This is a genomic window from Streptomyces sp. EDA2-14 (assembly GCF_054963755.1).
This window is the reverse complement of sequence record NZ_JBUEGE010000010.1, coordinates 191,801-215,114: the sequence shown is the minus strand read 5'-3', so window position 1 is coordinate 215,114 and position 23,314 is coordinate 191,801. Positions and strand designations below refer to the sequence as shown.

Below are 23,314 nucleotides of genomic sequence, written 5' to 3'. Positions count from 1 at the left end.
GTGCAAGGGCAGCGCCCCGGCAGACCTCAGCGCACGACGTCGAAGACGTTCTTCTGGAGCCCGTTCGCGTACGCCTCGTGCTCGACGAGCTTCAGGTGCTGGGTGTCCTTGTCGGTGGCGCTGAACAGCCGCTTGCCCGCGCCGAGCAGCACCGGGAAGACCAGCAGGTGGTAGCGGTCGATGAGGCCCGCGTCCGACAGGTTCTGATTGAGGGTGACACTGCCGTGCACGATGATCGGGCCGCCCTCGGTCTTCTTGAGCTCGGCGACCTCGTCCAGCGAGCGCAGGATCGTCGTCTCGCCCCAGTCGGAGACGAGGTCGCCGGACTTGAGGGTGGTGGACACGACGTACTTGGGCATCGGCTTGTACTCGGCGAACTCCTCCATGCCGGGCCACACCTGGCTGAACGCCTCGTAGCTGACCCGGCCGAGCAGCATCGCGGAGGCCTCGGTCTGCTCCCGGCCCTTGATCTCGAAGGCCTCGGGCACGAAGTCGATGCCCTTGGCCGTCCACCCGGAGTTGCGGTAACCGGGCTCACCGCCCGGCGCCTCCATGACTCCGTCCACGGACACGAAGGCTGTGCTGATCAACATACGCATGTCTGGACTCCCCTGACTCTGCACCGACAACCGACAACCGACAATCGAAAGCCGGTCGGCTCTGCATCAACTAACACGCTTTGACCGGCGGGTGCGGCGAAACTCATCGATATACGGCGGGTCGCGGATCCGAACCGGTCAGTCGAGGAGTGCGCCCGAGCTGCCGACCGGCTCCAGTTCCGTCGATCGCGCCGACGGGGCCCATCCTCGCCGTCCCCGTCGACCTGAACGACCGGGTGGGGCCGGCACTCCACCCGGATCTCGTCAAGTGCGTCCGCGGACCGGTCAGTCGGCGCGTCGCGTCCGCATCGCGTCCCTGAGCAGTTCCGCGAGATGGCGGGGCCGGCGGTCGGAGAGCTGGGTGATCTGGGTGCGGCAGCTGTAGCCGTCGGCGAGGACCACCGTGTCGTCGGCGGCCTCGCGCAGGGCCGGAAGGAGTGCCTGTTCGCCGACCGCGACCGACACGTCGTAGTGGCCCTCCTCGAAGCCGAAGTTGCCCGCGAGGCCGCAGCAGCCGGAGTCGAGGCGGCCGCTGTCCACACCGACGCGGGCGAGGACCCGGTCGTCCGCCTTGCTGCCGAGCGTGGCGTGCTGGTGGCAGTGGGTCTGGGTCAGGGCGGTGACGTCGTCGAGGCGGCCGAAGTCGACGTCGGGGGCGCGCTGGTCGAGGAGTTCGGCGAGGGTCACGGTCTGCTCGGCGAGGCGCTTCGCGCGCGGGTCGTCGGGGAACAGCTCCGTCGCGTCGGTGCGGAACAGGGAGGTGCAGCTGGGCTCCAGGCCGACCAGCGGCATGCCCTCCTGAAGGTACGGGTCGACGGCGTTGAGGGTGCGCTCCAGCACCTTCTTGGCCATGTCGAGCTGGCCCGTGGTGTGCCAGGTCAGGCCGCAGCACAGCCGGTCTGGCGGGAGGACGACTTCGAATCCGGCGTGTTCCAGGACGAGGACGGCCGCACGCCCCACCTCGGGCGACATGAACTCGGTGAAGGTGTCGGGCCAGAGGAGGACCTTGCCCCGGCTGCCGGGCGCCGGGACGTGGCGGCGCTTCTTGAAGCTCGTACGGAAGCGGCGTGCGGCGAAGGGCGGGACGGGGCGCTCCGGGGCGATGCCGCCCGCCTTCTTCAGGAGGGTGGCCGCCTTCTTGTTGCGTGTCACCGCGTTGACGACGCCCGGTGCGAGGCCCGCGAGGTGGGACCACAGCGGCAGCCAGCCGAGGGCGTAGTGCGAGGCGGGGCGGCGCTTGCCCTTGTAGTGGTGGTGCAGGAACTCCGCCTTGTAGGAGGCCATGTCGACGCCTACGGGGCAGTCGCTCTTGCAGCCCTTGCAGGACAGGCAGAGGTCGAGGGCCTCCGCGGCCTCCTCGGACTGCCAGCCGTCGGTGATGACGTCGCCCTGCACCATTTCGTAGAGCACGCGTGCGCGCCCGCGCGTGGAGTCCTTCTCGTCTCCGGTGGCCCGGTAGCTGGGGCACATCACGCCACCGGACGCGGTGCGGCACTTGGCGACGCCGACGCAGCGGCGCAACGCCTTGGTGAGGTCGCCGTCGTCCTCGGCGAGGGCGAGCGTGGTGGTGAGCTGGAGGGTGGGGCGGTGTCCCGCGGTGATGCGCAGGCGTTCGTCGGCAGGGCGGGGGTGGACGAGGATGCCGGGGTTGAGCCGGTTCTCCGGGTCCCAGATCGCCTTGAAGGCGCCGAAGGCGGCCATGGCCTCCTCGCTGTAGACGAGCGGCAGGAATTCGGCGCGGGCCTGGCCGTCTCCGTGCTCACCGGAGAGGGTGCCGCCGTGCCGGGCGACGAGTTCGGCCGCGTCCTTCATGAACGTACGGAAGATCCGCACGCCTTCGGCCGTCGCGTGGTCGAAGTCGATGCGGATGTGCACGCAGCCCTCGCCGAAGTGGCCGTACGGGGTGCCCTGGAGGCCGTGCGTCTCCAGGAGCGTGGCGAGGTCGCGCAGGTAGTCGCCGAGGTGTTCGACGGGGACGGCGGAGTCCTCCCAGCCGGGCCAGGCCTCGGAACCGTCGGGGGCGCGGGTGGCGAGGCCCGAGCTGTCCTCTCGGATCCGCCACAGGGCGGCCTGCTCCTTGGGGTCCTGGACGAGGCGTACGTCGACGGCGCCGGTGTCCTTCACCAGGGCCTCGGCGCGGGCCTGTTCGGCCTCCGGGTCGGGCGTCGCGTCGGCGTGGCCGAACTCGCACAGCAACCAGCCCGCGCCTTCGGGGAGCATCTCCTCGGGGCGGGCGTCGGGGACGTTGCGGCGCAGCGCCGCGACCTGGTCGCCGCCCAGGCCCTCGCAGGCGATGGGTTCGTGGCGCAGGACGTGGCGGGCGGCGTCGCCCGCCGCCGGGAGGTCGGAGAAGCCGAGGGCCACGAGGGTGCGACGGGCCGGGAGGTCGACGAGCTTGATCGTGGCCGATACGACGACCGCGCAGGTGCCTTCGGTGCCGACCAGCGCCGCCGCGAGGTCGAAGCCCTTCTCGGGCAGCAGGTGTTCGAGGCTGTAGCCGGAGACTTGGCGGCGGAAGCGGCCGAACTCGGTGCGCAGCATGGCCAGATGCCGGTCGCGCAGCTCGCGCAGGCGTGCGTGGATCTCGCCGGTGCGGCCGCCCTCGTCCATGACGTGCTGGAGTTCGTCGGCGTCGAGGGAGCGGAGCCGGATGCGCTCGCCGTCGTAGGTGAGGACTTCGAGTTCGACGATGTTGTCGGCGGTGCGGCCCCAGGCCACGGAGTGGGTGCCGCAGGCGTTGTTGCCGATCATGCCGCCGATGGTGCAGCGGGCGTGCGTGGAGGGGTCGGGGCCGAAGCGCAGTCCGTGCGGCTTGCAGGCGTCCTGGAGGCGGTCGAGGACGACGCCGGGTTCGACGCGGGCGGTGTGGGCCTCGGCGTCGATCTCGAGGATGCGGTTCAGGCTGCGGGAGGTGTCGATGACGACGCCGTCGCCGACGGCCTGTCCGGCGATGGAGGTGCCAGCGCCGCGCAGGGTGACGGCAACGTCGAGTCCGTGGCAGGCCGCGAGCGCCGCCGCCAACTCGTCCGTGTCGGCGGGCAGCACGACGGCCGCGGGCACCTGCCGGTACACGGAGGCGTCCTGCGCGTACTCGGCGCGCCGCCGCTTCCCGAAGGCGACCTCGCCGTGCGGCACGGCGTCCCGCAGTGCGCGCTCCAGCTTCTGCAGCGTCGCCGGGTCGGGGACGTCGGGGCGCGGCGCGGCGGATCCGGTCGTGGCGACGGGGGCGGACATGGTGGCTCCTTCGGGCGGGCGGAGTGGTGCTGCTGGAGGTGAGGGTCTCAAGATCGCTGCGGCAGGGTGGAGGATTCGCGGCATTGCGGGCCGTGCCGCCGTGGGGGGCGGTGCCGGGGTGGGCCGGGGGCGCGGGTGCTGGCCCGCACCGGGGGCCGCCCCTGTGCACACCCGTTCCGCCCTTCTGGGGCGGCCCGATTGCCCACAGCGGCGGCGGCCGACTGCCGGCACCCGGGAAGCACGTCGCCCCGGCGCGGCGAGGGCCGGCCGGGGCGACGACGGCATCCGGGGGCGCGTCGCAGCGCCGCCCCGGTTCCCACCGGAGGTGTCAGCCGAGGACCGCGGCGACCGACTCGCGCCACAGCCGCAGACCCTCGTCGATCTGTTCGCCGTTCACGACGAGCGGCGGGATCATCCGGACGACCTGGCCCTGCGTGCCGCAGGTGAGCAGGAGCAGCCCGCGCTCGGCCGCGGCGGCGTGCACGCGGGCGGCGGTGCCGCCGTCCGGCTCGCCGTCGGCGGTGACGAACTCGATGCCCGCCATCAGGCCGAGGCCGCGGACGTCGCCGATGCCGCCCTGCCCGCCGACCGGGTAGGACTCGGCGACCTCGCGCAGACCGGCGAAGAGCTGCTGGCCGCGCTCGGCGGAGTTCTCGACGAGCTTCTCCTCCTGGATGACGTCGAGGGTGGCGATGGCGGCGGCGCACGCCACCGCGTTGCCGCCGTAGGTGCCGCCCTGCGAACCCGGCCACGCCCGCGCCATCAGGTCCTTGGACGCGGCGATCGCGGACAGCGGGAAGCCGCTGGCCAGGCCCTTGGCGGTGACGATGATGTCGGGCTTGCCGTCGAAGTGGTCGTGGCCCCAGAACTTGCCCGTGCGGCCGAACCCGGTCTGCACCTCGTCGATGATCAGCAGGATGCCGTGCCGGTCGGCGCGCTCGCGCAGGCCGCGCAGGAAGGCCGTGTTGGCGGGCACGTAGCCGCCCTCGCCGAGGACCGGCTCGACGATGAACGCGGCGGTGTCGGCGGGCGTGGTGACGGTGGCGAGCAGCTGGTCCAGCTCGCGCAGCGCGAACTTGGTCGCGGTCTCCTCGTCCCAGCCGTAGTAGAAGCAGTTCGGGAACGGCGCGAGCGCGACGCCGGACATCAGCGGGCCGTACCCGGAGCGGAACTTGGTGGCCGACGTGGTCATCGACGCGGCGGCGAGCGTACGGCCGTGGAAGCCACCCTGAAAGGCGACGATGTTGGGCCGACCGGTGGCCTGCTTGGCGAGGCGCATCGCGGCCTCGACGGCCTCCGAACCAGAGTTGACGAAGAACAGCGAGTCGAGTCCGCTCGGCAGCACCTCGCCCAGGCGCTCGCTGAGCGTGCGCAGCGGCTTGTGCATGACGGTCGTGTACTGGCCGTGGATGAGCTTGCCGACCTGCTCCTGGGCGGCGGCGACCACCTTGGGGTGGCAGTGCCCGGTGGACGTGACGCCGATACCGGCGGTGAAGTCCAGGTGGGCGCAGCCGGACTCGTCGTAGAGATGGACGCCCTCGCCGCGTTCGGCCAGGACGGGGGTGGCCTGCTTGAGGACGGGGGACAAGGCACTCATGGACGGCTCCTCGCTCGGTGACCGCGGTGTTTCACGGATCTTCTACGGAGATCAACATCAGGCTGCGTCGTAGGATTGTCAACAACCTACACTCATGCAAGCATGCAATTCGGCGGCTGTCCACGAGTGAGCCGGGCCGGGAGTTCCAAAACCACGGGAGTCGAAGTGAGTGCAGTGACCGAACAGCAGACTGACCGCGAGCGGGCCGTCGTCGCGTCCGTGCCCGACGGACTGTTCATCGGCGGCAGCTGGCGCCCGGCGGCCTCCGGCGCGACCTTCGGCGTCGAGGACCCCTCACTCGCCCGCGAGCTGCGCACCGTCGCCGACGCGGGAGCCGAGGACGCGCGGGCCGCCGCCGAGGCCGCGGCCGCCGCGCAGGAGTCCTGGGCGGCCACCGCGCCGCGCGAGCGCAGCGAGATCCTGCGCCGCGGCTACGAACTCCTGATGGAGCGCCAGGAGGAGCTGGCCCTTCTGATGACGCTGGAGATGGGCAAGCCGATCGGGGAGGCGCGCGGCGAGGTGGCGTACGCCGCCGAGTTCTTCCGCTGGTTCGCCGAGGAGGCCGTCCGCATCGAGGGCGGCTACCAGTCCTCCCCCGACGGCAAGGACCGCTTCGTCGTGATGAAGCGCCCGGTCGGCCCGGTGCTGCTGATCACGCCGTGGAACTTCCCGCTCGCCATGGGCACCCGCAAGATCGGCCCGGCGATCGCGGCCGGCTGCACGATGATCATCAAGCCGGCCGAGCAGACGCCGCTGACGATGCTGAAGCTCGCCGAGATCATGACCGAGGCGGGCGTGCCCGCGGGCGTCCTGAACGTGCTGACCACGTCCCGCCCCGGCGAGGTCGTCGAGCCGCTGCTGCGCGGCGGCGTCATCCGCAAGCTGTCGTTCACGGGGTCGACGGCGGTGGGCCGCCTCCTCATCGAGCAGAGCGCCCAGCACGTGCTCCGCGTGTCGCTGGAGCTGGGTGGCAACGCGCCGTTCATCGTGTGCGAGGACGCCGACCTCGACAAGGCCGTCGAGGGCGCCATGGCCGCCAAGATGCGCAACATCGGCGAGGCGTGCACGGCCGCCAACCGGCTGTACGTGCACGAGTCCGTCGCCGCCGAGTTCGCCGAGAAGCTCTCCGCCCGGATGGCCGCGCTCGCGGTCGGCCGCGGCACCGAGGACGGCGTCACCGTCGGCCCGCTGATCGACGAGGACGGCCGCGGCAAGGTCGAGGAGCTGGTCGCCGACGCCGTCGAGCGCGGCGCGAAGGTCCTCACCGGCGGCGAGCGCGCCGAGGGCGAGGGCTACTTCTACACCCCGACCGTGCTGACCGGCGTCTCCCCCGACTCCGCCCTGATGAGCCAGGAGATCTTCGGCCCCGTGGCCCCGATCCTCACGTTCACCGACGAGGACGAGGTCGTCGCCGCGGCCAACGACACCGAGTACGGCCTGGTCTCCTACCTGTTCACGGAGAACCTGGAGCGCGCGTTCCGCCTCTCCGAGCGCCTGGAGACCGGCATGGTCGGCCTGAACAAGGGCGTCGTCTCCAACCCGGCGGCCCCCTTCGGCGGCGTCAAGGCCTCGGGCCTCGGCCGCGAGGGCGGCAGGGTCGGCATCGACGAGTTCCTGGAGACGCGCTACCTGGCGATGCCGCTGGGCTGACCGGCGGGCCGCAACCGACCGACCTTTCCCCTTCTTTGATCATCGATCAGACCGGAGCGACGACACCCATGGACCGTTTCATCGAGGTCTCCCTGCCCAAGCGCGGCGTCACCGCCACCGCCAGGCTGCTCGACGACCGCGCCCCGATCACCTGCGAGGCGATCTGGAACGCCCTGCCGCTGGGCAGCGACGTCTACCACGCGAAGTACGCGCGCAACGAGATCTACACCCTCGTCCCCGCCTTCGCTCCGCAGGAGCCCCCGCTGGAGAACCCGACGATCACCCCGATCCCCGGCGACCTGTGCTACTTCACGTTCTCCAACACCCAGATGAGCACGGCCTCCTACGGCTACGAGGCCGCCGCCGAGCAGCAGGGCAACCAGGCCGCGCACGCCGAGCGCGACATCGTCGTCGACCTCGCCCTGTTCTACGAGCGCAACAACCTGCTGATCAACGGCGACCAGGGCTGGGTCCCCGGCATCGTCTGGGGCACGGTCGTCGAGGGCCTCGACCGCCTCGCCGAGGCCTGCCAGGACCTGTGGCGGGCGGGCGCCGTCGGGGAGTCGCTGCAGTTCAAGCGCGCGGAGTGAGCGTGCGGGGATCGCACACCGGGTGAGGGGCGGGTACGGCCGCGGCTACAACGGGTCCCCGAGCGGCCCGTACTCCACCTCCAGGCTCTCGGCCCAGTGCGCCTCGAAGTCGGGCTGCGTGCCGTCGGCGTCGGTGAACCCGTACTCCCGGTAGAGGCCCCAGGTGGCCAGCGCCTGACCGGACTTGGCCAGGACGTCGGGGTCGGCGGCGAGCGCGGCGACGGCCCGGCCGAGGTAGGCGGGGGTCTCGGAATACGCGAAGTGCGGATCGCGGGCCGCGCCCTCGCGCCAGTTGGCCTCGGTGACACCGAAGCCGTCGAGCATGGCCTCCGAGCGCAGGAAGCCGGGTGTGAGGGCCACGGCCGCGACGCCGTGGGGCCCCAGCTCGGCGGCCTGGGCGACGGCGAGGCGGATGACCGAGGACTTCGCCAGGTCGTAGAAGAGCGTGCCGCGATAGCGGGCGGTGTTGCCGTCGGTGACCTCCACGACGAGGCCGCTGCGCCGGGCGACCATGAGGGGAAGCGCGTACCGGCTGGTGATGATGTGGGTCTCCACCGCCCGCCGTAGCAGCCGCAGGCCGGTGTCCAGGTCCTGCTCCCACATGGGGTGCTCCCAGTCGGTCAGCGGGTCGCCGCCCCAGACGGAGTTGACCAGGATGTCGAGCCGCCCGTCCTGCTCCGCGGCGATCCGGTCGACGAGGACCCGGACCTCGTCGGGGCGACTATGGTCGGTTCGGACCGGGATGCCGTGGCCGCCGGCGGCGGTGACCTGCTCGGCGGTCTGCTCGATGGTTTCCGGGCGGTCCATGTCGGAGCGGCCCTCCTTGCTGCTGCGGCCGGTGACGTACACCGTCGCGCCGGCCGCGCCGAGTTCGACGGCGATACCGCGTCCGCCGCCGCGCGTGGCGCCGGCGACCAGGGCCACTTGTCCGGCCAGGGGGCGTGGGTCGTTGGTCATGATTCCTCCGATTCGCTCGTGGTCGCGCCGGGTGGAAGGTGGGGGGCCAGGACGGCGTCGAGCTCCTGTCGCAGCCGTGTCTCGAGGCTGCCTTCGCGTTCGAGCGCCCAGGTCAGGCCGGCGCCCGCGGTGATCGCCTGGACGGTGCGGGCCAGCGCCGCGGTGTCGGTCCCGGCACGGAGTTCGCCCGTACGTGCCGCCTCGGCCAGCAGCTCCTCGATCACCCGGCCGTGAGTACGGTGAACGGCCAACGCGCTCTCGTACAGCTGGGGATCGCCGAGGTCCATGCACAGGAACGCCAGATGGTTGGCATAGCTCTCCGGGGTGGCCATCACGGCCGCCGACCGCACGGTCAGTGCCACCAGGGCCCCGAGCGCCGAGTCGGCCGATTCGCGCACGCGCTCGGCCGTCTCGCCCGCGTCCTTCTCGGTCCGGTCGGCGAGCGCAAGGAGCAGACCGCGCTTGGACCCGAAGCGCTGCACCAGCGTGCCCGGTACGACGCCGACCTCGCGCGCCACGGCGGCCAGCGTGAGTCCGGCGGGCCCCTCGCGGCCCATGACGCGCGTGGCCGCACGCAGGATCACCGCGTCCTCGATCCCTCGGGGACGTGCCATCGTCGCCACCCTCCATTAATAAATGCTCGTTCATTTATTAAAGCACGCGGGACACTGCCCTGGCAGCCCGCGGCCGCCGTCAGCAGTCGAAGACCGACCAGCAGATGTCGTTGCGCAGGCGCTGGTCGTCGAGGACGAGTGCGCGGACGGCGTCGGGGAGTTGGGCGCGCTGCCAGTGGCATTCGGCGCGGCCCGCGCTCTCGGCTTCGTCCTTGGGGGCCGCCGCACGTACCGCCTTGATTGCGTAGGCCGCGGCGCCGAGTTCGTGCGCGGCGACGTGCGCGACCACGGCCGCCTGCCCCGCCGCGAAGGCCGCGTGGCGGGGTGCGCCGGTCAGCACGCGGGCGGCGGCCATGGCGTGGCCGCCCGCCGCGCGGGAGTCGGACATCCGGATCTCTCCGCGCGTCCAGGCCCTGACCTGCTCGACGGCCTGCCGGGGACGCGGGTCGGCGGGCTCCACCACCTCGAAGAGCGGCAGCACGTGCTCGGCGCACGTGGCCGCCCACAGCGCCAGGAGGCGGTGGTCGTCGTCCGTGAGCGTCCCGCCGCGGCGCAGCGTGATGAAGCGCGGGTCGCGGACCTTGGGCAGGATCACGCGCCAACCCTACGGCGACGGGGCGCCGACCGTGGTCGGCTCCACTCAGCCCACGGGCGCCGTGCCCACCACACCGGTTCCGCGCAGGGCCGCGTGCAGAACCGCCGAGGCACGCAGGACCAGTTCGTCGCCGTGGCGTGCGGCGACCAGCTGCGCGCCGACCGGGAGGCCGGCCGCCGTCACACCGCAGGGGACCGTGGAGGCGGGCTGCTGCGTGAGGTTGAACGGGTACGTGAACGGGGTCCAGCCCGTCCACCGCCTGTGCTCGCTGCCCGGCGGCACCTCGACGCCCGCCTGGAACGCCGGGATCGGCACCGCGGGCGTGAGCAGCAGGTCGTACGTCTCGTGGAAGCGCCCCATGCGCACGCCCAGCGCCATGCGCGTGTCGACGGCGCCCAGGTAGTCGAGCGCGCTCTTCGCGGCGCCCTCGCGGCAGGCCTCCTGGAGTCCAGGGTCCAGGCTCGCGAACTGCTCGGTGCCCAGGTGTTCGACGACCTTGGCGGCGCCGGAGAACCACAGCGTGTGGTACGCCTCGACCGGGTCGGAGAAGCCGGGGTCGGCCTCTTCGACGTCGGCCCCGAGGTCGGCCAGGAGCCGGGCGACGGCGGCGACACGCTCGGCGACCTCCGGGTCCACGGGAGCGTTCACGAGGGTCGGCGCGTAGGCGATGCGCAGTCCGCGCAGGGAGCCGTCGGCGAGGGCCTCGGTGACGGCGCCGCGGTAACCGCGCAGCGGCGCGTCGAGCGCCGACCAGTCGCGGCTGTCGAAGCCCGTGACCGCGTCCATCAGGAGCGCCGCGTCCTCGACCGTGCGGGTCATGGGGCCCGCGTGCGCGAGGGTGCCGAAGGGGCTCGCCGGGTAGAGCGGGATCCGCCCGTACGTGGGCTTCATGCCGAAGATGCCGCAGAACGCGGCCGGGATGCGCACCGAGCCGCCGCCGTCCGTCCCGATGGACAGCGGTGCCATGCCGGCGGCGACGGCCGCGGCGCTGCCGCCGGAGGAGCCGCCCGAGGTCGTCGACGGGTCCCACGGGTTGCGGGTCACGCCGGTCAGCGGGTTGTCGGTGACGCCCTTCCAGCCGAACTCCGGCGTCGTCGTCTTGCCGACGAACACGGCGCCCTGGTCCCGCATCCGGGCGACGCACGGCGCGTCCTCGTCCCACTCCCGGTCGGCCGCGATGCTGAGGGAGCCACGCAGCGTGGGGTGGCCCTTGGTGAGCATCAGGTCCTTGATCGAGGTCGGTACGCCGTCGAGGAGGCCCAGGGCCTCGCCGCGCCGCCGCCGCTCCTCGCTCGCCCTCGCCTGGGCGAGCGCCTCGTCCCGGTTCACCAGGCAGAAGGCGTTGAGCTTGCCGTCGACGGCCTCGATGCGGTCGAGCACGGAGACGGTGGCCTCGACCGGCGACAGGTCGCCGCTCTCGTAGGCGGCGAGCAGTTCGGTGGCGGTCAGGGCGTACGGCTCCTGGGGAGCCGGGGTGCTCGTGCCGGTCGCGGGGGTCGCATCGGTCGTGCTGGTCATCGGGAGACCTCCTCTGCTGCGGCCTGCGGGGCGTCCGCGACCGGTACGTAACCCAGTTCCTTGTCCACGACATTGCGCAGCGGGCGGCCCGCCCGCCAGCGCGCGAAGTTGTCGGCGAAGACCTCGGCGAGGTCGTCGAGCCAGGTGTCGGTGTCGGCCGACATGTGCGGGGAGACCAGCAGGTTCGGCGCGCCCCAGAGCGGGTTGTCGGCGGGCAGCGGCTCCTGGCGGAACACGTCGAGCGCCGCGCCACCCAGGTGGCCGTCCTCCAGGGCGGCGAGGAGATCCTTCTCGACGACCATGGGGCCGCGTCCGACGTTGACGAAGCGGGCGCCCCGCTTCATTCGGCCGAACGTGGCCGCGTCGAACAGGTCCTGCGTCTGCTCGGTCAGCGGCGCCGCGCAGACCACCCAGTCGGCGCGCGCGAGCAGCGCGTCCAGTTCGTCGAAGGCGTGCACGGTGCCGACCTCGGGGTCGCCGTCCCTCCGTGTGCGTCCGACCAGGTCGGTCTCGATGCCGAGCGCCCGCAGGGTGCGCACGACGGCCCGGCCGATGGGGCCGCCGCCGAGCACGACGGCGCGCGTGCCCCAGACCCGCTGGGTGACCCGGTGCCGCCAGACGCGCTCGCGCTGCCGCTCGTAGGTGCCGGCGAAGTCCTTGGCGAGGGCGATGATCTGTCCCGCGACGTACTCGGCGATGGGCTGTTCGAAAACGCCGCGGGAGTTCGTCAGGATCGCCTCGGACTCCCGCAGGGCGGGGAACATCAGCCGGTCGACTCCGGCGCTCGCGGTGTGCACCCAGCGCGGGCCGCCCCGTTCGGGCCAGGCGCCGGGCAGCGCCTCGGTGCCGAACTCCCACACCAACAGCGCATCGGCGTTCGGCAGTTCGGCGGCGAGCCGGTCCTCGGGGATGCACACGAGCTCGGCGTGGGCGGCCACCTCGTCCAGGCCGTTCGGCCGGTGGTCGGCGAGCACCAGAACGCGGGATTTCTCGGTCTTCGGCACGGCGGTCCTTCGGGTCGCCCGGCGAATGCGGCGACGGTTGGTGCGGACGGTATGCGAGGAGCGGTTCGAGGGTTGACCATGGAGGGACGAAAGCTCTTCCGGAGCTGGGGAAGGGCCGTCCCCCGGGCTGAATTCCCAGCTCTTTACCGAGGCTTTCACCACGATGAACGAGCAGCCCCCCGTAGGGGATTGACACGCTAAGCAGCCGATCTTTACGTTGTCAACAATCTACAGGCGACCCACGGGCAATCTCTGCTACCCGTGGAGCGCCAAACCAAACACCCCTCCGCACCACCTGTCATCACACGTCCACCTCAGGCGTACGGACCGCTTCCCGTACGCGTGCAGCCACGAAGGGGCACTGCATTGGACATCACGACCTTCGGCGGGCCCGTCCCCCAGCTCGGCATCGGCGTCGTCGCGCCGTTCGACTTCGCGCTCGACCGCGAACTGTGGCGCTGGACCCCCGAGGAGGTCTCCCTCCATCTGACCCGCACCCCGTACGTCCCCGTCGAGGTCAGCGTGGACATGGCTCGTCTGATCAGCGAGCACGAGACCCTGCACAACGCCGTCATGGCGCTCGACGCGGTGCGGCCCGCGTCCTTCGCGTACGCCTGCACATCGGGCAGTTTCGTCGGCGGCACCGCGCACGAACGTGCGATGTGCGTGTCCATGAGCGGCGCGGGCCGCGGCGCGCCGTCCGTGACGACGTCGGGGGCACTGCTCGAGGCCGTCACCGAGCTGGGCGCGCGCCGGGTCAGCGTGATCACGCCGTACACGGCCTCGCTCACCGACTCGCTCGCCGACTTCCTGGGAGAGGCGGGCGTGGAGGTGGTCGGCCGTCAGTACATGGGCCTGACCGGGGAGATCTGGAAGGTCGGCTACCGCAACGTGGTGGAACTGGCCCGCTCGGCGGACCTGACGCACGCGGACTGCCTCTTCATCAGCTGCACGAACCTGCCCACGTACGACGTGATCCCGCAGTTGGAGGCGGAGCTGCGGATCCCGGTGATCTCCGCCAACCAGGTCACGATGTGGTCCGCGCTGCGGCACGTGGGCGCGCACGCCGCGGGTGACTACCAGTCGCTGATCGACCCGGCGGCCCGCGCCGCCCTCGCGCCGTACCACGCGCAGGGCGCCACTCCGCCGCCGCCCGCCGCCGCGGCGGCCGTCGTACGGGAGGCCGCCGACCGGGAGCAGCTCGCCGCGCCCGAGACCCCGGCGGCCGCTCCCCCGGACGAACCGGCCGCCGACCTCGACCTCGGCTGAGCCCTCCGAAGCCGCGCCACCTCCGTGGCGCTGCCGCTCTTCACACTGTCAACAATCTACATTTGACCGGATTCCCGGTACACTGCCTGCACGAAAGGACGACAGAAGCATGAGCGAGAAGACCACCCGCGTCGGGTTCCTGTACCCCGGACACTCCGCCGAGGACGACTACCCGCGCCTCGAGCGGATGATCGGCGGCGGCGCCCGGCTCACGCTCGTCCACACGGACATCGGCGTGGACGCGCACCGGGTGGACGACCTCCTGGAGATGGGCTCCACGCACCGTCTCAAGGCGGCGCTCGGCGAGCTGCTGGCCCAGCCGCAGGACGTGGTCGTCTGGGCGTGCACCAGCGCCAGCTTCATCTTCGGTCCCGACGGCGCCCGGAGGCAGGTCGCCGAGCTCGCGGAGGCCGCCGGCCTCCCGGTCGAGCGGGCCTCCTCGACGTCCTTCGCCTTCGCGCACGCGGTGCAGGCGCTCGGCGTGCGCCGGCTCGCCATCGCGGCGACGTACCCGGACGACGTGGCGGGCTACTTCGTACGGTTCCTGGAGCACCACGGCTCCGAGGTCGTCTCGGTGTCGGGCCAGGGCATCATCACCGCCGCCGAGGTCGGCACGCTGGGCCGCGAGCAGGTCATCGAGCTGGCGCGGAGCAACGACCACCCGGACGCCGAGGCGATCCTGCTGCCCGACACGGCCCTGCACAGCGCCGCCTGGCTGGACGACCTGGAAGAGGCCGTCGGCAAGCCCGTCCTGACCGCCAACCAGGTCACCGCCTGGGAGGGCCTGCGGCTCGCGGGCGACGAGGCACCGCGCGAGGGCCTCGGCTCGCTGTTCCGGCTCTCCCGCTCGTCCCATTCCCCGTCCCCCGCGGCCGTGTGAAGCGGCAGCCGCGCCGTTTGAGGAAGCGAACTGAATATGGCCACTGCGAAGACACTGCGACCGGTCAAGCGTGAACCCGCGGCGACCGTCATCGCCGCCCAGCTGACCGAAGCGATCATGAACGGCACCCTGGCGCCCGGCACCCAGCTGGGCGAGGCCGAGCTGGCGGGCCAGCTCGGCGTGAGCCGGGGCCCGCTGCGCGAGGCGCTGCAGCGCCTGGTGCAGCAGGGCATCGCCGTCAGCGCACCGCATCGCGGAGTCTTCGTGACCCGCCTCGACGAGGACGACGTGCGCGACATCTACCTGGCGCGCACGGCCATGGAGTCCGCGGCCTGCCGGCTCGTGCTCCAGCAGCACCCGCAGTCCACGGCGGACCACCTGGAGAAGGCGCACCGCCGGATGGAGTCGGCGGCGCGGCGGGGCAACGACGCGGCGCTGAGCGCCGCCGACATGGACTTTCACCAGGTCCTCGTCGAGGAGTCGGGCAGCCCGCGCCTGCAGCGCATCGCACAGACCCTGTTCGTGGAGACGCGGATGTGCCTGTCGGTCCTCACCGACGACCACCCCGACCCGGACGCGCTGGTCGAGGAGCACGCCGAGCTGATCGAGGCGATGCGCGACGAGGACGAGGAGCGGCTGCTCACGCTCCTCGACGCGCACATGCAGGACGCGGTCATCCGCCTCACGGGCGCGTCCGCGCAGGTGGCTGCCGAACCGGACGCGGCGGCTGGCTGATCCTTTCCGACACACACGTACGGCCTCCGGCGACCCGTCGCCGGGGGCCGTACGCATGCCCGGCCGCCTGTCGGAAATCCGTGAATCGGGGCACCCCCGCATCGGTTTTCCGGGGTTCGGCCCCGCTGGCTGGCCTCGACGGCGTCCGAGGACGGAGGGTGCACCAGGTCGGAAAGTCGAGCGCGGCGCGCGGCGCCGCAGGAGAGGGTCTTCGTGAACGTGGCGACAACGGCGAACGGAACACAGGAGCGGCGGGCCGTCACCCTCGTCATGGCCTGTGTCGGGGTGTTCGTCGCCTATCTGCCGGTGACTTCCGTGTCGGTGAGTCTCCCGGCGATCCAGCGCGCGCTGGGCGCATCCACATCCGAGCTGTCCTGGGTGTCGGACGCGTTCGTCCTGCCGATGGCGGCGCTCATCCTGACGGCGGGCGTGTTCGGCGACGTGCACGGGCGCAAGAAAGTGTTCCAGGCCGGTCTGGTGTTCACCGCCATCGGCGCCGCGACCGCGCTGTGTGCCCAGTCGGTCGAGGTGGTGTGGACCGGTCAGGCGCTCGCCGGGATCGGCGCGGCGGCGCTGCTGCCGACGACGCTGGCGATGATCAGCCAGGCGGTGCCCGATCCGCGTGAGCGCGGCAAGTTCGTGGGTCTGTGGGCGTCCTCGCTGATGGCGGCGCTGGCGGTGGGTCCGCTCGTCTCGGGCGTGATCCTCGACCACGCGGACTGGCGCTGGATCTATCTGCCGTCGATACCGGTGGCGCTGCTCGCCATGGTGGTCGCCGCCGTGCTGGTCACGGACTCCCGCGCCCCGCACGCCCGGGCCCTGGACTGGCCGGGGCAGATCACCGCGACGGTCGCCATCACGGCGCTCGTGTACGGGGTCATCGAGGGCGGCGCCGGGTCGTTCTCGGACACCCGGGTGCTCGTGGCGCTGTCGCTCGCCGTGGTCGGCCTGATCGCCTTCGTCCTCTTCGAGCGGCGCAGCGCGAGCCCGATGCTGGACCTGGGGCTCTTCCGCAGCGCCGGCTTCAGCGCGACGACCCTGATCGCGATGATCACGTTCATGGGGCTCATCGGGTTCTTCTTCGTCCTGAGCCTCTACTTCGGCATGGTGCAGCAGCTCGCGACCCTCGACGCCGGGTACCGGCTGCTGATGGTGACCGGGGTGTGCTTCTTCGTCGGCCCGGTGGCCGGGCGGGTGATGCACCGGATCTCGCCGCGCGTGCTGATCACCGTCGGTCTGCTGTGCGCGGCGGGCTCGCTGTTCTCGCTGACGTCGCTCACCGCCGACACCTCGTTCGGCCCGATGGCCTGGCGTCTCGCCCTGCTCGGGCTCGGCATGGGTCTCGTCGTCACGCCGATGACCGCGACCGCCGTGTCGTCCGTGCCGCACCACCTGGCGGGCATGGCGGCGGCGGGCAACAACGCGCTGCGGCAGGTCGGCGGCGCGCTCGGTCCCGCGATCCTCGGCGCGCTGCTCACGTCCCGGTCCACGGGGAACCTGGCGGAGCACCTGGCCGATGCCGGGGTCACCGGGTCCACGGCGGAGCGGATCGTCGGGGCGGCCGAGTCGCAGGGGCTCGGGGCGGTCGCCCAGTTGGACCTCGGAGCGAACCGGGGGCGGGCGCTCGGCGCGCTGTCCGAGGCGTTCCTCGACGGGATGCAGCTCTGTCTGATCGTGGCCGGTTCGCTGGCCGTGCTCGCGGCCCTGGTGGGTGCGGTGCTGCTGCGCCGTCCGCGCAAGGCTCCCGCGCCGGTCGAGGCGGCGGAGCCCGCCCAGTCCGGCACCGTGCGCGACGTGTCCGAGCCCGCCCTCTCCGGCACGGTGCGCGACGTGTCCGAGCCCGCCCTCTCGGGCACCGTGCGCGACGCGGCGGGCGCGGGCCTCGCGGGCGCCGTGCTCACCCTCATCTCGCCCACGGGTCAGCAGCTCGCCCGCGCGGTCGCCGACGCCGACGGGTACTACCGCGTGGGCGTGCCGGGCCCCGGCGCCCACGTGCTGATCACGACGGCGGAGGGCCACCACCCGCACGCCACGAATCTGGTCCTCGCCGACCGGTCGACCGCGCACGACATCCTGCTCTCCGGCGCGGGCAGCCTCACCGGGAAGATCGTCGGCGCCGACGGACTGCCCGTCGCGCACGCCGTCGTGACGGTGACCGACCCGCGCGGCGACGTGCTGGCGAGCGGCACCACCGACCCGGCGGGAAGCTACGTCTTCGGGGACATCGCGGAGGGCGACATCACCATCTCCGTGACCGCCGAGGGGTTCCGGCCCACCGCCGTCGCGGCGCAGGCCTCCTCCTCGGCGACCGTGCAGCCGGACATCGCGCTGCGGCCGGGCGTCCGGCTTCAGGGGCAGGTGCGGACGAAGGCGGGGCTGCGGCCGCTGTCCGACGCGCTCGTGACGCTGCTGGACGCCGCCGGGAACGTGGTCGGCACCTCGACCACCGGCTCGGACGGCGCGTACGCCTTCGGTGATCTGGACGCGGGAGAGTACTCGCTGGTCGCCAGCGGTTACCCGGCGTCCGCCACGTCGGTGTCGGTGAACGGCCGTACGGTGGACGGCCTCGACCTGGACCTGGCGCACCGGCGCGGCTGAGCCCGCGCGCACGACGAGCCCGAGCCCGAGGCCGCTTCCGCGCGGTCTCGGGCTCGTCCGTTCACGACGGCGCCCCGGGCTCCTTTACGATCACGGATACACCCATCCGTCCTGATCACGCCCCCCGGAGCCCCACGTGCTCGACGCACTCGACCTGCGGTTGCTGCAGGCCCTGCAGCTCGACGGGCGTGCGCCGTTCAGCAAGATCGCGGCCGTCCTCGGTGTTTCCGACCAGACCGTCGCACGCCGTTTCCGGCGGCTGCGCGAGAGTGTCCGCCTTCGGGTCGTCGGGGTCACCGACGAGGCGCTGCTCGGGCGCAGCAGTTGGCTGGTCCGGCTGCGCTGCGCCCCGGACGGCGCGGAGCAGCTGGCGGGGGCGCTGGCGCGGCGCCCCGACACCTCGTACGTGGGTCTGCTCTCCGGCGGCACGGAGGTGCTGTGCTCGATCAAGCCGCGCGGCGGGCAGGAGGACGAGCCGCTGCTCGCACGGCTCCAGCGGACACCGCTCGTCACCTCGGCGACCGCGCAGTGCGTCCTGCATCCGTTCTACGGTGGCCCGGTCGGCTGGCTCAACAAGATCAATGCGCTGGACGCGGACCAGGAGGCGGCGCTGCGGCTCCCGTCGGCCGCCGAACCGTCCGCGCCTCCCCCGGTCCTCGACGACGTCGACGAGACACTGCTCGCGCTGCTGCGCCGCGACGGGCGGGTCGCGCTGACCGAGCTCCAGGCGGCCACCGGCCAGTCCGAGTCGGTGGTCAAGCGCCGTCTGGACCGGCTGCGGTCGAGCGGCGTCCTCTACTTCGATGTACAGCACACCCACGAGTTGCTGGGCCGGTCCGTGATGGCGGCCCTGTGGCTCACCGTCGCGCCGTCCGCGCTCGCGTCCGTGGGCGAGTCGCTCGCGGCGCATCCCGAGGTCCGGTTCGCGGCGGCGGTGACGGGGGTGGCCGGAGTGTTCGCGGCGACCGTGCACCGCGACACCCGCGCGCTGTACACGTACCTGAGTGAAAACGTCGGGGCGCTCTCCGGAGTGCGGTCCGTGGAGAGCGCCCTGTTCGTGCGGCAGGTCAAACAGCTGACGTACGAGCCTGGCCGCTGACGTCCCGAGTGGTGCGTCCGCCGACGGTGACGAGCACCAGGCAGGCGAGGGCGACGCAGGCGATCGCGGTGAGCATCACCGAGTAGGGCAGCCACGTCGACAGCGTCGCCAGGACGGTCGGCAGCAGGAAGCCCGAGTAGGCGAGGGTGTAGTAGATGCCGGTCAGGCCCGCCAGGTCGTCGGGGCCCGCCATCCGCTGGATCTCCAGGAGCCCGGAGACGACGGCGATGCCGTATCCGGCGCCGAGCGCGACGGCCGCACCGGCCGCCCACCACGGGGACAGGAGTGCGGAGTTGACGGCGCACAGCACCGTGCCGAGCAGCATCACGGACATCGCCGCCACCGGCGCCCACGCGCCGCGCGAACCCGTGCGGCCGTCGAGCTTCTTGGCCAGCGGCTGCACGGCGAAACCGGTGCCCAGGGTCAGCACGGTCAGCGCGGTCGCGTAGGCGAGGCCCCAGTGGCCGACCCGGTTGTCGACGAGCTGCGGCATGACCGCGTAGGCGAGACCGGCCGCGCCGAACACCCACGGCGCCATCGGCAGCACCACCCAGCGGAAGCGGCGGCGGGCGGCGGCGGGTATGCGCAGGTCGGCGGCGAGTTCACGGAGCAGCGCGCCGGACGAGCGGACCTTGGCCCGGGTCTCCGGGATGCGCAGCAGGAGCACCGGGACGGCGGCGGTGAGCACGATGTGGACGACGTACGGCGTCACCATCGGCCAGGGGCCCCACTGGGCCAGGGCGCCGGCGACGCCCGCGCCGAGGGCAAAGCCCGCGGTCTGGCACAGGGAGGCGCGGCGCGCGGCGGCACCGGGGTCCGCGCCGGTCGACAGTTCCTTGACCCAGCTGCTGCCGACGGCCATGGCGATGCCGACGGCGACGCCGGTCATCAGGCGGCCCACGTAGATCGGCCAGGCGCTCTGTTCGCCGAAGCACAGGATGAGGCTCGCGAGGATGGAGGCGACGGCCCCGGCGATCATCACCGGCCGTCGTCCGCTGCGGTCGGACATCGGCCCGGCGAGCAGCAGGCCGGGGACCAGGCCGACGACGTAGGCGCCGAGGAAGGCGTCGACGCTGAGCGTCGAATAGCCGCCCAGTTCGCGGTACATGAGCAGGAGCGGCGTGAACTGGTTGCCGCCCCAGCCGCAGACGAACATCGCCGCGGCGACGGTCCGCCACTGGCCGGGGCGGATCTGAGCGGCCGGCTGTTCGGTCGACCGCTGGGTGGATTGTGTGTCGAGCATTGTGAGGGCAGGGCTCTTTCAGGGGTGGCAGGGGTGGGGGGTGCGGTTGTTGTGGGGGGGCTATCGGTCGTCGGCGGGACGGCCGTGCGTGGCTTCCAGGTGGGCGCGCAGTGCCGCGGCGAACGCGGCGTCGTCCCGTGCGCCGAGGTGGCCGAGCAGCGCCTCGTGCTCGTCGGCCAGGCCGGGCAGCCGCTCGGGCCGGTGCCCGAGCGCAGAGACGCTCATGCGGCGTTGCCGGTCGCCGAGGGTCTCGTAGAAGCGGGCCGCGATCGCGTTCCCGGAGGCCTCGACGACGCCTCGGTGGAAGGCCTCGTCCGCGACGGCGAAGGCGCGTACGTCCCCGGCGCGCGCCAATTCGCGCTGCTGCGCGACGAGGTCACGCAGCCGCTCCTCGTGCTCGGGGGCGAGGCCGACGCGGGCGATGCGTTCGGCGGCGGACTGTTCGACCGCCTGTCGCATCTCCAGCACGTCCGCTGCTTCCCCCGGCGGGACGGGCACCACGACGGCGCCGCGCTTGGGGTGCAGCCTCAGCAGTTCCTCGGACTCCAGGCGCAGGAACGCCTCCCGTACGGGCGTCCGGCTGACCTGCACCCGCTCGGCGATCTCCCCTTCACTGATGAGGCTGCCGCCGGGCAGCTTCCCGGTGAGGATCAGCTCCTTGGTGACGGCGTAGACCGTGGTGGCCGCCGACGCGGGTTTCGTCTGCTGAGGCTGGATCCGAGGCATGCCCGGACCCTAGCAGGCATAGATACAAGCTTGTATCTATGCCCCCTCCCTCGCTTTCAGGCCGCCCGCTCCAGGCAGTCCTCCACCACATGCTTGTCGAGCGCGGCCCGCACGAGGGCCGCCGACAGTTCGGCCCGTGGGGTGTCGCCGGCGAGGCGGGTCAGGGTGGTGGGGTTCTTCGGGAGGCCCAGGCGTTCAGCGCCCTGGAGGGCCTTGGCGTCCAGGAACGGGGCGTACTCCGGCCAGATGTCCTGGACCTCGCGCAGGAAGATGTTCGCTCCGGTCGGTCCGAGGCCGGGCGTGCGGCGCAGCAGGGCGCGCAGCTCCGTCCCGTCGCCGTCCGCCTGTGCGCGCATCCCGCGCAGGTCGCCGCCCCAGTCGTCGAGCAGCATGCGGGCGCCGTCGCCGAGCTGGGTGGCGGTGCGTTCGTCGTAGCGGCGGTAGCCGCCCTCCCCCAGCGCGTCGACGCGCTGCTGCCAGGTCGCGTCGGCCATGCCGCGCGGGTCGCGCAGGCCCGCCTCGTACAGGGCCCGGGTCGTGGCCACCGCGACCGAGGCCCGGATGCGGGCGCTGAGCAGGCTCGCGAGGACGAGCGTGCGGTAGAGGGGTTGCGGGGTGTTCTTGAGGCGGATGCCCGCCTCCGCGGCGTAGGTCCTCCCCTCGTGGTCGAGGAGTGCGCGCAGCACCTTCTTGTCGTCGGCCGTGGTCACGTGTGCTCCCTGACGACGTCGGTCGGATCCTTGTCGTCCCGCAGTCCCTGGTAGCGGGGGTGGCGCAGCATGCCGTCGCGGGTCCATTCGGAGAACTCGATCTGTGCGACGAGCCGTGGCCGCGCCCAGTGCGCGGTGCGTTCGGCGACGCGGTCGGTGAACGGCGAGCGGTCCTGCCGGAGTTCGTCGAGGCGTTCGCGCAGGGCGAGGAGGGTGCGCCGGTCGAAGCCGGTGCCGACCTTGCCCGCGTAGCGCAGCCGGTCGCCTTCGTAGTAGCCGATCAGGAGGGCGCCGATGCCCTCCCTGCTGCCGGTGGGCTCGGTGAAGCCGCCGACCACGAACTCCTGTCCGTGGGCGCACTTCAGTTTCAGCCAGTCCCCGGAGCGGCGCGGCTGGTACGTGCTGTCGGCGCGCTTGGCGATGAGCCCCTCCCAGCCGCGCCGGCAGGCGTCGGCGAGGAGTTCGGGGCCGCCCTCGTTGCGGTGGCTGCTGAAGCGGAGCGGGTCGGTGAACGTGAGCGCCTGCCGCAGCAGGGACTTACGGGTGCGCAGCGGCAGGCGGCGGACGTCCGTGCCGTCGAGACGCAGCAGGTCGAACACGTAGTACTTCACGGCGACCGGGCTCGCCGCGACGTCGCGGGGCCGGGTCAGGCCCATGCGCTGCTGGAGCCGCGCGAAGTCGGTGCGGCCGTGCGCGTACGCGACGATCTCGCCGTCGACGGTGAAGTCTGCGGCGTCCTGCGCGTCGAGCGCCTCGACGATCTCGGGGTACGTGGCGTCGATGCGGCGCCCCGAACGGGAGCGCAGCGTGGTGCGGCCGTTCTCGCGGACGGCGAGGACGCGGACGCCGTCCAGTTTTCGTTCGAAGACCCAGCCCTTGGCGAACTCGCGGCGGTCGCTCAGCGTCGCGAGCATCGGCGCGGCCGCCAGTTCGACGCCGGGGGCCGCGTCGCGGAGCCGGCGTTCCAGGTCGGACGGGAGTGTGTCGAGGAGGCCGGTCATGTGCCGTCACCGCCGTCGGAATCCTCGGCGACCTGGCGCAGGGTGCGGCCGCTGCGGGCGGAGCGGGCGCGCCGGGGGTCGGGGGTGCCGCCGCCCGTGCCGCCGGTTCCTTCGCGTACGAGGAGCCAGGTGGGTCGGGACTCGCGGCCCTTGAAGCGGGTCAGCGCGTACCGGCCGCGCAGTTTCTCGCCGTGCAGGTCGAAGGTGGCGTGGCCGTTCTCCAGCGCCTCGGCGAACGGTACGGGCCGGTCCCGCTTGTCGTGGCTCGCGGGGCTGTAGGTGCCCCGGTCCCAGACGATGACGGTGCCGCCGCCGTACTCGTCGTGCGGGATGACGCCCTCGAAGTCGCGGTATTCGAGGGGGTGGTCCTCGGTGGGGAGGGCGAGCCGCTTGTCGTGCGGGTCGGTGGAGGGGCCCTTCGGGACCGACCAGGACTTGAGGACGCCGTCGACCTCCAGGCGGAAGTCGAAGTGCATCGTGCTCGCGTCGTGGATCTGCACCACGAAGACGGGCTCGTCACCTCGCGCCGCGGTGGACGCGCCGGACGGCTCGCCGGTGGCGTCGAAGTCCCGCTTGCCCCGGTAGGCCCGCAGCCGGTCCTTCCCGCTCACGGCCACTCCCTTCGGTCGGGCCGCCGCTCCTGCTCGGCCCGGGCCGGGTACCCGTGATCGTCACGGGCACACGGCCGTCCGTGA

General features: G+C 72.5%; 20 protein-coding genes. 7 read left to right on the top strand and 13 right to left on the bottom strand.

The features are described 5' to 3' along the window. Nucleotides 1–26: 26 nt before the first annotated feature. The 3 genes from ACY34M_RS24265 to ACY34M_RS24255 all read right to left on the bottom strand — a co-directional run bounded on the left by ACY34M_RS24265 (nucleotide 27) and on the right by ACY34M_RS24255 (nucleotide 5,430). Nucleotides 27–599 (bottom strand): dihydrofolate reductase family protein, encoded by a 573-nt coding sequence (locus tag ACY34M_RS24265; RefSeq protein ID WP_462720147.1) that lies wholly within the window; start codon nucleotides 597–599, stop codon nucleotides 27–29. Between the two features lie 285 nt (nucleotides 600–884). Continuing rightward, on the bottom strand, nucleotides 885–3,833 hold the full coding sequence (locus ACY34M_RS24260) for an FAD-binding and (Fe-S)-binding domain-containing protein (RefSeq protein WP_462720146.1): 2,949 nt from the start codon (nucleotides 3,831–3,833) through the stop codon (nucleotides 885–887). Nucleotides 3,834–4,161: 328 nt separating this feature from the next. After that, nucleotides 4,162–5,430, bottom strand: a complete 1,269-nt coding sequence (locus tag ACY34M_RS24255) for an aspartate aminotransferase family protein (RefSeq protein WP_462720145.1) — start codon at nucleotides 5,428–5,430, stop codon at nucleotides 4,162–4,164. 165 nt (nucleotides 5,431–5,595) lie between these two features. Between ACY34M_RS24255 and ACY34M_RS24250 the strand changes: the two genes are divergently transcribed. Beyond that, nucleotides 5,596–7,080: an NAD-dependent succinate-semialdehyde dehydrogenase gene (locus ACY34M_RS24250; protein ID WP_462720144.1), complete on the top strand. Its 1,485-nt coding sequence runs from the start codon at nucleotides 5,596–5,598 to the stop codon at nucleotides 7,078–7,080. A 68-nt stretch (nucleotides 7,081–7,148) separates the two neighbouring features. Beyond that, nucleotides 7,149–7,670: a DUF3830 family protein gene (locus ACY34M_RS24245; RefSeq protein ID WP_462720143.1), complete on the top strand. Its 522-nt coding sequence runs from the start codon at nucleotides 7,149–7,151 to the stop codon at nucleotides 7,668–7,670. 45 nt (nucleotides 7,671–7,715) lie between these two features. Here ACY34M_RS24245 and ACY34M_RS24240 read toward each other — a convergent pair whose 3' ends face one another. From ACY34M_RS24240 to ACY34M_RS24220, 5 genes are all read right to left on the bottom strand, one after another. Then, nucleotides 7,716–8,627, bottom strand: a complete 912-nt coding sequence (locus ACY34M_RS24240) for an SDR family oxidoreductase (protein ID WP_462720142.1) — start codon at nucleotides 8,625–8,627, stop codon at nucleotides 7,716–7,718. Further along, nucleotides 8,624–9,241 carry a TetR/AcrR family transcriptional regulator gene (locus ACY34M_RS24235; RefSeq protein WP_462720141.1) on the bottom strand — a complete coding sequence of 206 codons (618 nt, stop codon included), beginning with the start codon at nucleotides 9,239–9,241 and terminating at the stop codon, nucleotides 8,624–8,626. Before ACY34M_RS24235 ends, ACY34M_RS24240 begins: the two co-directional genes overlap by 4 nt. A 79-nt stretch (nucleotides 9,242–9,320) precedes the next feature. After that, the gene (locus ACY34M_RS24230; protein ID WP_462720140.1) at nucleotides 9,321–9,836 is read right to left on the bottom strand and encodes a putative immunity protein; all 516 of its coding nucleotides are present in this window, start codon (nucleotides 9,834–9,836) and stop codon (nucleotides 9,321–9,323) included. A 45-nt stretch (nucleotides 9,837–9,881) separates the two neighbouring features. Then, entirely contained in the window at nucleotides 9,882–11,354 is a 1,473-nt protein-coding gene (locus ACY34M_RS24225) for an amidase (protein ID WP_462720139.1), read from the bottom strand. Continuing rightward, entirely contained in the window at nucleotides 11,351–12,358 is a 1,008-nt protein-coding gene (locus tag ACY34M_RS24220; protein WP_462720138.1) for a D-2-hydroxyacid dehydrogenase, read from the bottom strand. The genes ACY34M_RS24225 and ACY34M_RS24220 overlap by 4 nt, the downstream gene beginning before the upstream one ends. Nucleotides 12,359–12,724: 366 nt before the next feature. Between ACY34M_RS24220 and ACY34M_RS24215 the strand changes: the two genes are divergently transcribed. The 5 genes from ACY34M_RS24215 (at nucleotide 12,725) to ACY34M_RS24195 (ending at nucleotide 18,939) form a co-directional block, all read left to right on the top strand. After that, complete coding sequence (locus tag ACY34M_RS24215) at nucleotides 12,725–13,627, top strand: maleate cis-trans isomerase family protein (RefSeq protein WP_462720137.1); 903 nt, start codon at nucleotides 12,725–12,727, stop codon at nucleotides 13,625–13,627. Nucleotides 13,628–13,736: 109 nt separating this feature from the next. Next, complete coding sequence (locus ACY34M_RS24210; RefSeq protein WP_462720136.1) at nucleotides 13,737–14,507, top strand: maleate cis-trans isomerase family protein; 771 nt, start codon at nucleotides 13,737–13,739, stop codon at nucleotides 14,505–14,507. A gap of 36 nt (nucleotides 14,508–14,543) precedes the next feature. After that, nucleotides 14,544–15,242, top strand: coding sequence for a GntR family transcriptional regulator (locus tag ACY34M_RS24205; RefSeq protein WP_462720135.1), 699 nt, complete (start codon nucleotides 14,544–14,546; stop codon nucleotides 15,240–15,242). A 213-nt stretch (nucleotides 15,243–15,455) separates the two neighbouring features. Further along, nucleotides 15,456–17,840: a DHA2 family efflux MFS transporter permease subunit gene (locus ACY34M_RS24200; protein ID WP_462720134.1), complete on the top strand. Its 2,385-nt coding sequence runs from the start codon at nucleotides 15,456–15,458 to the stop codon at nucleotides 17,838–17,840. A gap of 136 nt (nucleotides 17,841–17,976) precedes the next feature. Continuing rightward, nucleotides 17,977–18,939, top strand: a complete 963-nt coding sequence (locus tag ACY34M_RS24195) for an Lrp/AsnC family transcriptional regulator (protein WP_462720133.1) — start codon at nucleotides 17,977–17,979, stop codon at nucleotides 18,937–18,939. Here the strand turns inward: ACY34M_RS24195 and ACY34M_RS24190 are convergent. The 5 genes from ACY34M_RS24190 to ACY34M_RS24170 are packed head-to-tail and all read right to left on the bottom strand — an operon-like array spanning nucleotide 18,908 to nucleotide 23,230. Next, entirely contained in the window at nucleotides 18,908–20,182 is a 1,275-nt protein-coding gene (locus ACY34M_RS24190; protein WP_462720132.1) for an MFS transporter, read from the bottom strand. The genes ACY34M_RS24195 and ACY34M_RS24190 overlap by 32 nt on opposite strands. 60 nt (nucleotides 20,183–20,242) lie before the next feature. Continuing rightward, nucleotides 20,243–20,908: a GntR family transcriptional regulator gene (locus tag ACY34M_RS24185; protein WP_462720131.1), complete on the bottom strand. Its 666-nt coding sequence runs from the start codon at nucleotides 20,906–20,908 to the stop codon at nucleotides 20,243–20,245. A 56-nt stretch (nucleotides 20,909–20,964) separates the two neighbouring features. Beyond that, nucleotides 20,965–21,618: an HhH-GDP family DNA glycosylase gene (locus tag ACY34M_RS24180; RefSeq protein WP_462720130.1), complete on the bottom strand. Its 654-nt coding sequence runs from the start codon at nucleotides 21,616–21,618 to the stop codon at nucleotides 20,965–20,967. Continuing rightward, nucleotides 21,615–22,619, bottom strand: coding sequence for a non-homologous end-joining DNA ligase (gene ligD / locus ACY34M_RS24175; protein WP_462720129.1), 1,005 nt, complete (start codon nucleotides 22,617–22,619; stop codon nucleotides 21,615–21,617). The genes ACY34M_RS24180 and ligD overlap by 4 nt, the downstream gene beginning before the upstream one ends. After that, nucleotides 22,616–23,230 (bottom strand): DNA polymerase ligase N-terminal domain-containing protein, encoded by a 615-nt coding sequence (locus ACY34M_RS24170; protein ID WP_462720128.1) that lies wholly within the window; start codon nucleotides 23,228–23,230, stop codon nucleotides 22,616–22,618. Before ACY34M_RS24170 ends, ligD begins: the two co-directional genes overlap by 4 nt. Nucleotides 23,231–23,314 lie beyond the last annotated feature (84 nt).

Bases quoted from the DNA above. Each gene is read 5' to 3' on its own strand.
- ACY34M_RS24265 (WP_462720147.1), bottom strand. From the start codon at position 599: ATGCGTATGTTGATCAGCACAGCCTTCGTGTCCGTGGACGGAGTCATG.
- ACY34M_RS24260 (WP_462720146.1), bottom strand. From the start codon at position 3,833: ATGTCCGCCCCCGTCGCCACGACCGGATCCGCCGCGCCGCGCCCCGAC.
- ACY34M_RS24255 (WP_462720145.1), bottom strand. From the start codon at position 5,430: ATGAGTGCCTTGTCCCCCGTCCTCAAGCAGGCCACCCCCGTCCTGGCC.
- ACY34M_RS24245 (WP_462720143.1), top strand. From the start codon at position 7,149: ATGGACCGTTTCATCGAGGTCTCCCTGCCCAAGCGCGGCGTCACCGCC.
- ACY34M_RS24240 (WP_462720142.1), bottom strand. From the start codon at position 8,627: ATGACCAACGACCCACGCCCCCTGGCCGGACAAGTGGCCCTGGTCGCC.
- ACY34M_RS24235 (WP_462720141.1), bottom strand. From the start codon at position 9,241: ATGGCACGTCCCCGAGGGATCGAGGACGCGGTGATCCTGCGTGCGGCC.
- ACY34M_RS24225 (WP_462720139.1), bottom strand. From the start codon at position 11,354: ATGACCAGCACGACCGATGCGACCCCCGCGACCGGCACGAGCACCCCG.
- ACY34M_RS24210 (WP_462720136.1), top strand. From the start codon at position 13,737: ATGAGCGAGAAGACCACCCGCGTCGGGTTCCTGTACCCCGGACACTCC.
- ACY34M_RS24205 (WP_462720135.1), top strand. From the start codon at position 14,544: ATGGCCACTGCGAAGACACTGCGACCGGTCAAGCGTGAACCCGCGGCG.
- ACY34M_RS24190 (WP_462720132.1), bottom strand. From the start codon at position 20,182: ATGCTCGACACACAATCCACCCAGCGGTCGACCGAACAGCCGGCCGCT.
- ACY34M_RS24185 (WP_462720131.1), bottom strand. From the start codon at position 20,908: ATGCCTCGGATCCAGCCTCAGCAGACGAAACCCGCGTCGGCGGCCACC.
- ligD (WP_462720129.1), bottom strand. From the start codon at position 22,619: ATGACCGGCCTCCTCGACACACTCCCGTCCGACCTGGAACGCCGGCTC.